11 protein-coding genes are annotated in these 14,553 nt (G+C 52.8%); 3 read left to right on the forward strand and 8 right to left on the reverse strand.

The genetic code is table 11. The annotated features are described in order from the left end of the window. The first annotated feature begins 65 nt into the window (after positions 1 to 65). Positions 66 to 1,427, forward strand: a complete 1,362-nt coding sequence (locus FE783_RS29640; protein ID WP_238403305.1) for a sulfatase family protein — start codon at positions 66 to 68, stop codon at positions 1,425 to 1,427. A gap of 54 nt (positions 1,428 to 1,481) precedes the next feature. Here the strand turns inward: FE783_RS29640 and FE783_RS29645 are convergent, their stop codons facing one another. Further along, complete coding sequence (locus FE783_RS29645) at positions 1,482 to 2,897, reverse strand: sulfatase family protein (protein ID WP_138883013.1); 1,416 nt, start codon at positions 2,895 to 2,897, stop codon at positions 1,482 to 1,484. A gap of 109 nt (positions 2,898 to 3,006) precedes the next feature. On the opposite strand from FE783_RS29645, the gene FE783_RS29650 reads away from it, so the two are divergent. Beyond that, a complete protein-coding gene (locus FE783_RS29650) occupies positions 3,007 to 3,783 on the forward strand; it encodes an AraC family transcriptional regulator (RefSeq protein WP_158302106.1) in 777 nt (258 codons plus the stop codon). Between the two features lie 68 nt (positions 3,784 to 3,851). Here the strand turns inward: FE783_RS29650 and FE783_RS29655 are convergent, their stop codons facing one another. The 3 genes from FE783_RS29655 to FE783_RS29665 form a co-directional block, all read right to left on the reverse strand. Continuing rightward, complete coding sequence (locus FE783_RS29655) at positions 3,852 to 7,493, reverse strand: glycosyl hydrolase family 28-related protein (RefSeq protein ID WP_138883015.1); 3,642 nt, start codon at positions 7,491 to 7,493, stop codon at positions 3,852 to 3,854. A 234-nt stretch (positions 7,494 to 7,727) separates the two neighbouring features. Beyond that, positions 7,728 to 8,708, reverse strand: a complete 981-nt coding sequence (locus tag FE783_RS29660) for an SGNH/GDSL hydrolase family protein (RefSeq protein ID WP_138883016.1) — start codon at positions 8,706 to 8,708, stop codon at positions 7,728 to 7,730. Positions 8,709 to 8,811: 103 nt separating this feature from the next. Continuing rightward, a complete protein-coding gene (locus tag FE783_RS29665; RefSeq protein ID WP_138883017.1) occupies positions 8,812 to 9,879 on the reverse strand; it encodes a Gfo/Idh/MocA family protein in 1,068 nt (355 codons plus the stop codon). A 161-nt stretch (positions 9,880 to 10,040) separates the two neighbouring features. On the opposite strand from FE783_RS29665, the gene FE783_RS29670 reads away from it, so the two are divergent. After that, the gene (locus FE783_RS29670) at positions 10,041 to 11,183 is read left to right on the forward strand and encodes a Gfo/Idh/MocA family protein (protein WP_138883018.1); all 1,143 of its coding nucleotides are present in this window, start codon (positions 10,041 to 10,043) and stop codon (positions 11,181 to 11,183) included. Between the two features lie 19 nt (positions 11,184 to 11,202). Here FE783_RS29670 and FE783_RS29675 read toward each other — a convergent pair whose 3' ends face one another. The 4 genes from FE783_RS29675 to FE783_RS29690 are packed head-to-tail and all read right to left on the reverse strand — an operon-like array spanning position 11,203 to position 14,538. After that, positions 11,203 to 12,087 carry an AraC family transcriptional regulator gene (locus tag FE783_RS29675; RefSeq protein WP_138883019.1) on the reverse strand — a complete coding sequence of 295 codons (885 nt, stop codon included), beginning with the start codon at positions 12,085 to 12,087 and terminating at the stop codon, positions 11,203 to 11,205. After that, a complete protein-coding gene (locus FE783_RS29680; protein ID WP_138883020.1) occupies positions 12,084 to 12,911 on the reverse strand; it encodes a phosphoenolpyruvate hydrolase family protein in 828 nt (275 codons plus the stop codon). The genes FE783_RS29675 and FE783_RS29680 overlap by 4 nt, the downstream gene beginning before the upstream one ends. A 13-nt stretch (positions 12,912 to 12,924) precedes the next feature. Continuing rightward, a complete protein-coding gene (locus tag FE783_RS29685; protein ID WP_138883021.1) occupies positions 12,925 to 14,148 on the reverse strand; it encodes a Tm-1-like ATP-binding domain-containing protein in 1,224 nt (407 codons plus the stop codon). A gap of 33 nt (positions 14,149 to 14,181) precedes the next feature. Then, positions 14,182 to 14,538, reverse strand: coding sequence for a cupin domain-containing protein (locus FE783_RS29690; protein WP_138883022.1), 357 nt, complete (start codon positions 14,536 to 14,538; stop codon positions 14,182 to 14,184). Positions 14,539 to 14,553 lie beyond the last annotated feature (15 nt).

A 14,553-nucleotide genomic window follows, 5' to 3' on the forward strand; every position in this document is an offset into this window, starting at 1 on the left:
CTATTTTCCTTATAATTTAATATATATCTTCGGAATACAATATTATCCTTGAGGAGTGTCGGCGGATGGCGATGAAGGAGAATGAGCGTCCAAATGTGATTGTATTTTTCACCGATCAGCAGCGCTGGGATACGACGGGAGTGCACGGCAACCCGCTCGGGCTGACACCGAATTTTGACCGGATGGCACAGGAAGGAACGCATCTGTACAACTCCTTCACCTGTCAGCCGGTGTGCGGTCCCGCACGCTCCTGCCTCCAAACGGGTATGTATGCTACGACAACGGGCTGCTACCGAAACAACATTCCGCTTCCTCATGAGAAGCGTACCTTGGCCCACTATTTTAAAGATGCGGGTTATGAAACGGGGTATATCGGCAAGTGGCATCTGTCGAAGCATGAGCCTGTTCCCGTACAGGATCGCGGCGGTTACGAGTATTGGCTGGCGGCCAATGTCCTTGAATTCTCCTCGGATGCTTATAATACCGTGCTTTACGATAACGATTGCCAAGAGGTGAAGCTGCCGGGCTATCGCGTGGACGCACAGACGGATGCGGCCATTCGGTATATCGACCGGCATCGGAAAGATCCGTTCTTTCTGTTCCTGTCCTATATTGAACCGCATCATCAGAATCATCGGGACAATTACCCCGCGCCCGACGGGTATGAGGGACTCTACACGGACCGGTGGACGCCGCCCGATCTGAAGGCGTTAGTCGGCACGGCACCTCAGCACCTGGGCGGTTATTACGGGATGGTCAAGCGGTTGGACGAAGCGCTGGGACGCCTGATGGATGCATTGAAGAGCCTGGATCTGACGAGAAAAACGATCATTCTCTTCACATCCGATCATGGCTGCCATTTCAAAACCCGCAATGGGGAATACAAGCGCAGCGCCCATGACAGCTCCATAAGGACGCCTACTGCGATCTATGGACCGGGCTTTATGCAGGGAGGACAACTACGGAAGCTGGTCAGCTTGGTGGACCTCCCTCCGACGTTACTGGACGCAGCCGGCATCCCCGTTCCTTCCGATATGCAGGGACGGTCCATTATGCCGCTTACCCGGAGGGAATCCGGGGAATGGCCTGAGGAGGTTCTGGTACAAATCAGCGAATCTCAGGTTGGCAGGGCGATTCGAACCGACCGGTGGAAATATAGCGTCAATGCGCCGCAGCTTCATGGCTGGAGCGATTCCGCTTCCGAGCATTATGTCGAGGATTTGTTGTACGATCTCGAGTCGGATCCATATGAGCTCGTCAATCTGATTGGGCTTGAATCGTATCGAAGCGTAGCGGATGATTTGAAGCGAAGACTGATTTCCCGTTTGGTTGAGATCGGCGAACCCGAGCCGGTTATCGCATCTGCAGAGTCCAGACCGGGAGGCCAACGAAGGATATCCATCGAGGAGCTTCGGGCGAAATTGTAGCTGTTCCCATGAACGAAGAAAAAGCCCCTTTTGGGGCTTTTCCCACTTCCCGGCTTATTCGATCTCCTCGACCGGCTCGTCCAAAACAGCCCGCTGCAGCGTATGCATTTCCGCTTTGAGCGCAGGTACTAGCTCGGCATATGCAGGATCTGAATATACATTATTCATTTCATGAGGATCGTTATCCAAGTCGAATAGTTCCCACTCCGGCGGGCGCTTCTCCTCCATCGACCCTGACGTTCCCAGAGCCTCCGCATAGTAATAGATCAACTTATAACGGTTAGTTCGGATGCCGTAATGAGAGTATACATTGTGGTGCTCATCCAGATGCATCCAATACCGGTAATACATCGAGGTTCGCCAATCATCCGGCTTATTTCCCTCAAAGATCGGACGCAGGCTATGGCCCTGCATTTCCTTTGGAACAGCAACCCCGGCATAATCAAGGAACGTCGACGGGAAGTCGATATTCAGCGTCATTGCCCCCGTTGCCGAGCCCGGCCGAATCGCGCGCGGGTAACGGACTACGAAAGGCATACGCAAAGACTCCTCGTACATAAACCGTTTGTCGTACCAGCCATGATCGCCCAAGAAGAAGCCCTGATCCGATGTATACACGACGATGGTATCCTCCGCCAAGCCTTCCCTGTCTAAATAATCAAGCAGCCGTCCGACATTTTCATCGATCGAAGCGACGCATCGCAAGTAGTCCTTTATATACCGCTGGTATCTCCACTTCTTCTCCTCAAGCGGCGTCAGTCCTTTAGGCGGCAATCCTTTCAGGTCCACTTCGTCCTTCATATCGCGGTCAATCCGCATTTTTGCCTCAACCGCAGCTTGAGAGCGATTGGAATAATCGTCGTAGAACGTCTCCGGTTCCGGAATGTCGATATCCTCATACAGGTTCGCATACTTGGCCGCCGGCTCCCAAGGCCGATGCGGCGCCTTATGATGGCACATCAGCATAAACGGACGATCCTTGTCGCGCCGATCCAGCCAGTCGATGCAAAAATCTGCCATCAGATCCGTAACATACCCCGGGTATTGCTTTCGCTCCCCCATTTCGATAAAGACAGGATCATGATATTGCCCCTGTCCCGGTACGACCGTCCAGTAGTCGAAGCCCGTCGGGTCGGCATCGCCGCCGTGACCGAGATGCCACTTGCCGACAATGGCGGTCTGGTATCCCTCCGCCTGCAGCAGCTTCGGATAGGTCATCTGTTTGCCGTCGAAGTCGTCGTTTATCGATTTCACGCCGTTCAAGTGGTTGTACGTTCCGGTGAGAATCGCCGCGCGGCTCGGGGAACAGATGGAGTTGGTGCAAAAGCAGTTGTCGAAGCGCATTCCTTCGTTTGCAATACGATCGATGTTCGGCGTTTCGTTAATGCGGCTTTCATAACAGCTCATGGCATGGGAAGCATGATCATCGGACATGATGAACAATATATTCGGTCTTTTGTCGGCTTTCATCGTCTTCACCTCATGTCCAGTATAGACGGAAAGACTTTACAAACACCATGTATAAAGTTACGATTACATGTATAGAACCACAATCACTTCGGCAAAGGTTTCGGACTTTATGATAAATAACCTCAACGTATATTTAGACGATTTCATACCGCATTGGCACAATCGGCTGCAGCATGTACAATATCATGTTCTCGTGCTCGTAACGGACGGTAGGCTGCTCTATCGGCTGAACGATGTGACCAGGCAGGCGTCGAAGGGCGAGCTGATTTTCATTCCGTCCGGCACGCAGCGGGAAGCTTTCAACGACAAGGAGGTTCTTCATCAGAAGTATGCCGTCACCTTCACCTGTTCGCCCGAGCTCGACCTGCCGTTAATTCAAAAGACGGAACCGCAATTTATACGGGTCCGCATGTTCGATTATTATCGAGAGCGTTTCATTTCATTGCACCGGCAGTCTATTGAGCGCAGAGAATATTATCATACAATCCAGACCGGTATCCTTCTTGAAATGCTCGGAAACGCGTGCCGTGAGCTCGAAGCTCCTCCATTGCCGAAGCGCCGGGCCGGTCACGTGGACAAGCTGGAGCAGCACATTTCCCACAATTACCGCAAGCCTCTTGTCCTGCAAGAGCTGGCGGAGCTTATAGGCCGGTCTCCAAACTATACATTATCGCTATTCAAGGAAGCGGTAGGCCAGACGCCGTTAGAATATCAGCACCGACTTCGTATCGCCTCCGCCATGGAGATGCTGCAGAATACAACTCTGACCGTCACTTTCATCGCTCATCACTTAGGCTATTACGATACCTCCTATTTTTACAAAATGTTTCGCAAGTATACGGGCATGTCGCCAACCGCTTATGCGGCACGCGACAGAAGGCTATAGTCAGGAAATAGGGCGGTCCCTCTCTTATGAGGGTACCACCCTATTTCCGTCCAACCTGTTGAAGAATACTACGGAATGATCGGCGTACCGTCAACCCTCACGTTATCCATGTAAGCAAATTCGTCTGCGGAATCCGCGGTAAACGTGAATTTAATCTTAAAGCTGCTGTTATTATCCCCTGCCGGAGGAATAGGGAAAACATGAATAGGCAGCATGTATCCTGCGTTGCCTTTCCCCGTTTGTACTCCGGTTAAGGTTTCAATCGGATTCCACGTAGATCCGTTATTAGTGCTGTACTCCGCCTTAAAGGTATCCGCGGCATCATTATTCGCCCCTGTTTTCCTTGCATAAGAAACCGTAATGTCCTTATAGCCTGTTGTATGCACTACACGGGACAGGGTGCTTGACGGAGTGCCGGCACTAAACTTTACGGAAAAGCCGGTCTGGTTATCAAACAAATTCGTATTCGAAGATGCAGTCGAACCCGTTATTTCCCAGGGGGCCGGGAGTGAACCTGTAAATTTATCTTCAAAGATAGGATTCGCCGGCTCGCCCTCGATCTTCAGCGCGTCCAAGTATGCATTATTCCCCGGGTTTGAGACACTGAATCTAATGGTAAAGTTGCTGTTATTATCGGCTGTTGTCGGTAACGCGTATATTTTCTTATAAGGCATAAAACCGGATGGACCGTTGCCGTTATTAGGGCCGGACAAAGCTTCGATATCGAACCAGGTTGCGCCGCCGTTCGGGCTCCACTGGGCTTTAAACTGATGGGTGCCTGCAAAGGTCGCAGCCGTTTTCCTTGCATAGGAAATCTTAATATTTTTAAACCCGGATGTACTTACCGTACGTTGTATGGAATCACCTGCGCTGAACTGCAACCCGGCGGCTCCGTCAAACTTATTGGAAGTGTTCGGTATGGTGCCGATGTCGGTCCAGCCGGCTTTAAGATCGGGCTCGATGCTGTCCGTAAAAATAGGAACAAGCGGGGTGCCTTTAGGACTGCCGATTTTATACAGGCTTGGCCTTGTGTCGGAATTCACCGGTTGACCGTCTACTTTTAAAGGATAATAGAGGTCGTACGGATTTCTGAACACTTGGTTCCCCAGAATCCAACCATGATCGATGGTTACCTGATCGGCCATATTGGTAATAAGGAAATTCGGCGTATTTTCTACTAAGAATAGATTGCCCTTTTTGGCATCATCAATGGAAGTCGGCTTTGAAAAACCAATGTTTTTGGAGTAGAACATTTTACTATCGTAGGGTGCGGTGCCGCTTCCGCTATGGCCGAAGATCCGGATGTGGTCGGAATCCTTGATATGCATATAAGTAGTATTCTCTTCAGTCTTGCTTCCATAGAAGGTCACGTACTTGGCCCTTGTAACTTCAACTTGTTTTTTGCTCCTGATATACTCCCAGTTCGTAGCATACAGAGACAGCGGGTTGCTTGTATCCCGAATAGCAAGCAAGCTCATGTTATCCTCATCCAATTGACCGTTGCCGGCACCGCCATCGTGACCGCCAGTAGCACCAGTAGCACCGAAGAGCTGGGCATAAACGTTATAAATTTTACCTCCCCCGGAGCCGGTAATCAGCAGAAACGGATGTTTAAACGTCGCAGCCTTCATGCCGTAACTGGCAGGTGTGGCCGAGCCTGCGAAGCCATGGGTACGGGTTGGCTCAATTTGTACGGCCCGCATCATAGAGCTGCCGCCCGATTGCCATAATATGGAGTACAGCGGGTGAACCGATGTTGAGGCACTGGCGGAAACCTCCCGGGGAGGAGTAATGGTGATATCGCTTATGATCGTATCGGCATCCGTGGTGTTAGATGTTTCCACCAGAGGAGTTGGCCCGGCACCCCAATTAGGATTGGTCGTATCGGTTGCTTTCGTGTAAATATACGTGAAGGCCGGACTAATCCCAAAAAGCTTCGTGGCGGGCTTCAATTTCAACGTCTTGGTTATCCGGTAATAGCCCTTCGGCAAAAAGACGTAATCATTGGCGTCGATCGCTGCCTGGATGGCATTCGTATCGTCGACGGCTCCATTACCTGCGGCACCGTAGTCTGCTTTTACATCGGCGATGCCCGGAGTTTCAAAGTTCGGAAATTGCCCTTTGGTCCAGCCGTGCCTGATCTGTAAATCTACCGGAGGCTCCATACCCGAGGCGGTTGTTCCGACATAAGTAGACCCTGATTCCTGCTTGTTAAGGAAAACGCGGCTCTTCCAATCGAATTGGCGCGTACTATCCCACTTCTCATTAACTTTGCCTGTTGCATATTCTTCCACATGGAACCAGCCGCTGCTATTTGCATTTAGAGGTGTACCTACATCATTCGTCACAACTTTGCCTGCATTTTTGACGTAAACCTGATTTAAGTAAAGTCCTTCCATATAATTGGGGTTAGTCGTAGAGGGTAGGTTGGTGACGCTAGGGAGTCCGTTTGCCGCACCGGCGTTACCGATGCTGTCCGTGTCGATAATGTCATTATTGGAACTTGTAGTCCCTGCAATGGCATTACCCGAATAGGATGTCTTATATTCGATTTGAGTATCGATTAAACTGATAGACCCGAAAAATGGCTGACCTTTGCTCGTGCGGATAATAGCAGGATTTGCGTAATCGGCAATAATTTTCATGCCTGCTACGACCGTAGTGCCTCCGGCGCCTGCCAGCCATGCTGCACCCGTCTGATTCTCGAGCGTAATATTTTGCATGGATGGAACCGTGACCGTCCTGGTTCTGCTGTCGATACCGAACTTTCCGCCGGAAACGGTGACATTGGTCCAGCTTCCGCCGTTCCCCGATCCGCCCACAATTCCCGCCAAGCTTCCCGTCGCTTTGATCGTAACATCCTGCAAAACCCCGCCTTGCGCCGAAGACATGACGAGTCCGATCGCTGCCGGGTTGGGGCCTGTTTCTACGGTAAGGCTATCAATCATGATATTGCCTTCCCGATCGGCGGCATGATCTCCTCCCCATTCAATCGTGGCTGTATCGGGATTAGGTGCAGTGTCGGTAACGATTTCGGGCTGATAATAATGCAGAACCGCTTTAGGCTGGGCAAGGTTGCCAAACCCTGCTGCATCATCCGCCAACTTGATTATGGCTCCGGTCCCTGTCTTTGAACCTAGCAATACGGTGGGCATTTCATTCTTCTGGGCCACCGTGTTAATGGGGTTCCCCGTACGCATGGAAATACCGGATGAAATGTGAATCGTATCGGATACATGATACGTTCCCGAAGGGAAATAAACCGCCATCTGATAGTACATCCCATAATTTATCGCTTTTTGAAGGGCTGCCGTATCGTCCACGCCATCGTTTACAATCGCGCCAAAGGGAGCTGCAGTTACATCGAGAATTCCTTTATCGCGTAGAGCCGTATTCCCTACATCCATTGGGACGGTCAAGTCCACGCCGTCGCCCACCGGTTCCAAAGGATCCGGAGAACCTGTCGCCGGTCCCCAAACAATCGGGATGACGTCATAATTACCATTATTGATCGAAGTGATTATAGGATCAGTCTGTTGATTTAACTTCGTAATATAGTCGTTTTTGGTCAAATTATTAAGAATGATCACCTTCTCATCCGTCTTGGGATAGTCAATCGCCGCCTCGACAGCCGAAACGTTCATGGCGGCCGCCATGACTGCCGTAAGCGCGGCAGCCGCCATTCTTTTCGATACTTGTTTTAATGACATCCTCTACTTTCACTCCTCTTTCTTTTATTTTGTTTCCAACATCCAATATATTACAACTCCAATTGTATCCCGTTTAAAGCGCTTACAAAATGCACAATATCGCAGACTATTGACTTATTTCTTAGGAAATAGAAGTGAAAGCATTGAAAGCATTCTATGCAGCTGCCCGTAAGGGACACAACATAGAATGCTTCCGCTTTCATTTCTATAATCAAATCGTTCATCCCAAATTGATTATGTATTGCGCATTTGTTTGTATAAATTCAATGCCATATGAACGAATCCCTCATCGGTAGGATGCGTGCCGTCGGCAAATAGTCTGCCGTAATGAGCGACGAGGCTTTCCCCGTCTATTACATGGATGGAAGGGTACTCGGCACAAATCTCTTTTATCGTCCGGACTAGCTCGTCGAAAGTACCGAGCGGCTTGCTTTCATTTCTGATACGGCGCCATATTGGTGTTATGACGAATATGCGGGCATAGGCATACTGACGGCTGACGGCTTCGATGTATGCGGCGCATTTGTCGCGAAATTGAGCCATCGTTTCATGGCGGACCCAATCGTTCGTCCCGTAAGCGACAGTCACGATTTGCGGCTCGAAAGGCACGTTCTCGTCCAAACTGTCCGCGTTGAATATGTACCCGCCAACGCCTTGATTGATTAGCGGCAGATCGAACGCTCGCGCCAGCAGTGCAGGATACGTGCTGGACGGGTGCTTGGCGTCCATTCCTTGCGTGATCGAGTCTCCGAGGCATAGCAAGCCGCCAGGCGCTTGACCGACCGGCTCGCACAGGGCGCCCGGCGACAATTGGAACGAGCGGAATACGATTTCCGCATTATGCGGCAGATCGATGCAGATTTGTTTAACCGCACCTTTGTTCCCGCTTATCTCATAGCTGAACGATCCTTCCGGCCGCTCCGGGTCGTCTTCTCCGATATTCGCGACCCATCTGCCGTCGACCCAAATATCGAAATATATATATTTCCGGGCCCCTCCTTTCCTGACGTAATCAAAACGAATATATTCGCTATCCGTCCGCATCTCCAGCCGGCATCCTGCCAGACAACGGCTCCGGAGACTCTGCGCTTCGTTCCGGGCATATACGCTTAGCTGCCGTTCCGTGAAACGGACCGGGGCTACCCCTTCCGTCGTCTCCGTCACGCTCAAGCAGCCGGTAAAAAGTGATTGAAGCAGTTGCAAATCGTCGGACATTTTATATTTCCCCCTCCTTCAAATGGCTCCCTGATAAAGTCCGGCCAGGCTCTCCCGACCCGCGGTCAAAGGCTTGGGGGTTCACCCAAGCCTGTTTGCCTTCCTATCGGACAGCCGTCCGGTGCAGGTGTTCCGCCAGAAATGCTTGAACATCCACAACTTGCTTCGTCAAGCCGCTTTGTATAGCCGCAAATTGCAGCCCCGTGCTTTGAATGTTGTCGTCAATACTGTTAGCCGGCTCCGGTCCGCCCTGAACCCACTCCATAAATTGTTTAATGATAAGCTGGTGGCTCCAGCTATCTCCCTCCAACAGCGGAACAGGCCGGTTGATCTTCTGTGCCGGATCGAGGTCGCTCAGCAGCGTAATTTCCCGGTGGTTCAGCTCAAGCGTCGCCAGCTCGCATTCCGCCCGGAAATAATCGCGGGTCCAGCTGTTCAGAGCGGTGGCATTCGTCTTGGAGCCTTCGAAGAAGGCACGCACCCCGTTCTCCATTTCCATCTGAATCAGCGCTGTCGCATGCTCCTTGAACGGGGCCCAATCGGGGTTCCAGGATTGGGTATAGACCGTTTTGGCATTGGCTCCCGAAAGTGTCCGAATAATATCGAAGTGATGAATAACCGAGGAGATCAGGAAATTTTGATGCGCGTATTCCTTTGGATTGCTCACCGCATTTCGGTTATTCGCGGTAAAACGCCCGATCAAGTAATGCAGCCTTCCGTAATCTCCGGATTTGATTAAAGCCTCCAGCGATTTTTTGTCCTGGTCGTAACGGTGACTCATGCTGACCGCCATCTTTTTCCCGGACTGCTTCACATTGTGATACACTCTGCAGCTGGATTCCATATCCTCGGCTATGGGCTTCTCCATTAAGATATGGCAGTTGAATTCCAGCGCCAAGTCGACCGCGTACTCATGAGCAAACGGAGGGACTACAATATTGATGAAATCGCACGGATTCTCCTTCAGCGCCTGCCGGAGATCCGTATAGCACTGCTTGGGATCAAAGCTTAAGGCTTCAATGACATTTTTGTGAGCCTCCGGATTGATATCCACGGCAGCGACAAGCTCCGCAGTCTGCAATTGATTTACGGCATAGGGCAGCACGTTCTTGCACCAGTTGGACCCGAAGCCTCCGGTACCGACATGGATAAATTTCAGCTTTCGCGTCATTACAGACACTCCGATCCCGTTATGAATGGGGTCCCCCGCAAATGCGGAGCGGCCGTTATCTGAACAAAGTACAGCTTTTCTGAGGTTTGATTCATTCCCATGCTTCTCCTATTCCGTGATAATAGAAACGAGAACTTTACTCACGAAAGGAGATTATCGATATGTCCGCCCCCATACATCGAAAATTGCGCGTCGCCGTTGCCGGCTTACGGTTCGGAGGAGCATTCGCTCCCATCTATCACGCTCATCCGGACGTCGAGTACGTAGCGATCTGCGATTCGAACCGCGAGAAGCTGGACCAATACGGCGAGAAATTCGGGTTCGAGCGAAGATACACCGATCTCGCGGATATTGTCCGTTCCGACGAGTATGACGCGGTTCACCTCGTCACGCCGATTCATGCACATGCGCAGCAAACGCTGGATGTGCTGAACTCCGGCAAGCACTGCGCCTGTACCGTGCCGATGGCTACGACAATTGAACAATTGAAGTTAATCGTCGAAGCCCGGAAGCGCAATAACCGAAATTATATGATGATGGAAACGGCCGTCTATACGTATCAATTCCTCCTAGCCAAACAGATGCATGCGAACGGGGAGTTCGGCCGCATTCAGTTTCTGCGCGGAGCCCATTACCAGGACATGGAGAATTGGCCCGACTATTGGAAAGGTCTCCCGCCGATGCACTACGCCACCCATGCCGTCTCTCCGCTGCTCGCCATTGCGGATGCCCGAGCGACTAAGGTGCACTGCTTCGGATCCGGTGTAATGAAGGAGACGTACGTTCGGCAATACGGAAATCCGTTCCCGGTCGAAACCGCGATTTTCCAGCTTGATCGGGACATGTTGAGCGCCGAGGTCACCCGCACGCTGTTCGAGACGGCAAGAAGCTACATGGAAAGCTTCAATATATACGGCGAGAAGGCCTCCATGGAATGGCATATGGAGAATGATCCTCAGGTGCTGTTCCGGATGGGCTTGAAGGAGCCGGGCAAACCGAGACCGATCGGCACCGAGCGAATCTCCCCGCCGTCCAGACCCGACCTGCTGCCACCGGAGCTTGCCTGCTATATCACGCATCAGACGGAAGCGGACCCGAACAACCCGCACCAATCGGTGCTGCAGGGCAACGGGCATCACGGTTCGCACCCGCATCTGGTACACGAATTTATCCGCAGTATCATGGAGGAGCGCAAGCCTTCGATCGACGCCGTTACTGCAGCCAACTGGACGGCCGCCGGCATTTGTGCGCATGAATCCGCCATGAACGGCGGGGTAGAAGTGATGATCCCGTCCTTCGATTGAAGGCCAACGGCTGAAGCGGCTAATTGCGGTAAATGTTCCGGATGTATTCGGATGGCGCTTCGCCCATCACCTTCTTGAACACTCTGCTGAAGTAATAAGGACTGTTGAAACCGACCCGATCGCTGACCTCCGAGATGTTAAGCACGGTGTTCTTGAGCAGCTCCGCCGCGTGGTGAATCCGCAACCGTTCGTGGTATTTGAAGATGCTCGTGCCTACGCGGGCTTTGAACATCGTGCTTATATAGCGGTAATTCAGCTGAAACTGGCTTGCGATCCGGTCGGTTTCGAGCTCCTCCGTACAATGCTCCTCCAGATGCTTGATCAGCTTCCGAATGAGGAGATCCGACTTGTTGCCCGTCGGAATATCCCGCGATGCGCGAAGCATATCGAGGAAAATATCCAAGGCGCCCATACTGATGTGAAGATGATTGTAGTAGCGGGAAGAGATGTACGCGTCGTACAGCTCTTTTATTTTTCGATACATGTAGGGGACATTTCGGACTTGAGTCCGTTTCGGAAGCTCCAGAATGAAGTCGTAATGCTCCGGCAGAAATACTTTATAGGAAGGCGACATGTGCCAATTCTCCAAGTCCCCCTTCCCCGCTTCGGCCTCGTCCTCCGAACTCGGGTTCGAGTCGTAGAAATGAATCCAGAACGTAGAGGTTCCCGGCAGCGTCCCGGCGCCGCCCCAATGATGAATTCCCCGTTTCAGGAACAATGCGTCTCCTTCCCGTAAAATATACTCCGTTCCTCCCTCTACGACCTGCATCTGCCCATGAATGACATAAATGAACACGTGATAATCAAGCAGACGGTCGGGATGTGTCCAACCCTGCTGGGTAAGCGTAAACCCGACGTTCCGCACAAGCGGATACCCGGTACCCCGAAGCACAATTTCATTCATATCGAAATCGACTTGAAAGCGCGCACCTGACCGCTGATCGCGACCTCGGTCGGCAGCCGCTCGATGCTGGACGCACCGAAGAATCCGGCGACTCCGCGGGTCCGCTGCAGGACATAGGCGGCGTCCTCCGGCTCCGAGATCGGCCCGCCATGGCATAGGACGATGATGTCCGGGTTGACCGCCTTGCCCGCGTCATGGATACGCTGCACGAGCTCGGCCGCTTCATCCAGCGTGAGTGCCGTATGCGCGCCGATGCTGCCTTTCGAGGTAAGCCCGACATGGGCGACGAGAATGTCCGCGCCGGCCTCGGCCATTTTGCGTGCGTCCTCCTCGTTGAACACGTACGGGGAGGTCAGCATATCGAGCTCATGCGCCTTGCGGATCATGTCCACCTCAAGATCGTAGCCCATGCCGGTTTCTTCCAGATTTTGGCGGAACACGCCGTCGCACAAGCCCACTGTCGGGAAGTTCTGAACGCCGGAAAAACCCATCCGCTTCAGCTCCGGCAGAAATACGTCCATCCGCCGGAATGGATCGGTGCCGCATACCCCGGCAAGCACCGGCGTGTCCTCCACAATAGTCAACACCTCGCCGCCCATCTCGACGACGATCCGATTGGCATCGCCGTAGGGCATCAGCCCGGCCAGGGAGCCGCGACCGGCCATCCGGTAACGTCCGGAGTTGTAAATAATAATCAGATCGATGCCGCCCGCTTCGGCGCATTTCGCAGACAAGCCGGTTCCGGCACCCCCGCCGATGATAGGCTTGTTCCGATCGATCTGCTTGCGCAATCGCCCGATCGCTTCCGTTCTGGATATTGGCATTCTCATCACCCGCTTATTTATCGTATAAAGTTAAAAATTGCGAGGCGATCGTCTCCGCGACCGCCGGATGGTTGATATCGTCCTGCGTTTCCATTAACGGAATAGCCGGATCGAGCTCTGACCTCAATCCTTCAAAAAGCGCCTTACGCTCCTCGATCCCGTCGAACGCCTTGCCGCTCATATCGAGTAGGGAAACACCGCCGTGTGGAAACAAGACGACGGTACGGCCGACATTCCGGTTCAGTTTCCGGGCCAATCGTCTCCCCAGCTCCCGGTTCTCCTCTATCGTTGTCCGCATCAGTGTGGTCGTCGGATTGTGTTGGTAGAACGTCCGCCCCTGGAACTGGGTCGGCACCGTTTCCGGAGGTCCGAAGTTAACCATGTCGAGCGCTCCGACGGACACAACCTGAGGTATGCCCCTCTCGGCTGCGGCACTGAGCCGATCCGGCCCGGCGCTGAAGATGCCCCCTACCAAATCGTCGGCCAGCTCGGTCGTCGTGATGTCGAGTACGCCCTGGATGAAGCCGGCGCGGATCAATTCCTCCATTGCCATACCGCCTGCGCCTGTAGCATGGAACACGAGAATTTCGAAGCCCTTCGCCTCCAGCGCCTTCCTTACCTCCGTGCAGCAGGGGGTCGTGACCCCGAACATCGTCATGCCGAGCATCGGCTTCGCTTCCTGCATGGCCGTCGCCGTTTCCCCTTGTCCGCCCCGGATCATCCCGATCAGCGCATAAGCCGCGTTGCTTAGAATCCTCATGGACAAGGAGTTTATGCCCGCGATGTCGATGACGGAGTACATCATCATGATATCTTTCTCGCCCACGTACGGTCTCGTATTGCCGGAGGCTACCGTGGACACAAGCAGCTTCGGAATGCCGACGGGCGACGCCTGCATTGCGGAAGCGCTTACCGTTGTGCCGGCGGTTCCTCCCATGCCGAACAGCGCTCCGACCTGCTCCTCCGCTACCAACCGTTTGACGATCTGCGCAGCGCCAGCCGTCATCGCCGCAACCGCCTTGCCGCGATCCTTCGTTTGCCGCAGCTCGTCAAGCGAAGCCCCCCCCTCAGCCGCAACCTCGGAGCTTGAAATATCGGGAGCAAAAGCCGGCTCTTCCAGTATTCCCGTGTCGATCACCAGCGTCTCTACGCCGGCTTGCATAAGGATGTCTCTGACAAATGCGAACTCGGCGCCCTTGGTGTCCAAGGCTCCGATCAATACCGCTTTCTTAGCCATAGGTTATCATCCTTTACCTATAATAGGAACAGGCTATTCGCCGATCGTTTGGCGGTCCGGCGCCGAGTACATAATCATCATGCGGCAGGGCTCCCAGCTGGTCACCGTAGCGTTGTGCGGTACGCCGCGAGGGATACGCAGCATCATCCCCGGCTCCAGACGGAACGTTTCGTCGCCTAACGTATGATTGCATTCCCCGGAAAGCACGAAGATGTACTCCTCGCAGTTCGGATGAATATGCCTCGGGTTCGTCTCTCCCGCATTGATGTAAACCATACCGAAGGTCATCTCGCAATCGGGATCGATTTCCTGTCCGCACAGCCATTGAATCTTCCCCCACTCCATATCCAATACATGCTGCTGCTTACGTAAGTCGGTAATAGTCGCCATATGAAATTCTTCCTC

The sequence above is a fragment of the Paenibacillus mesophilus genome, from assembly GCF_005938385.1.
Classification (GTDB): domain Bacteria; phylum Bacillota; class Bacilli; order Paenibacillales; family NBRC-103111; genus Paenibacillus_AB; species Paenibacillus_AB mesophilus.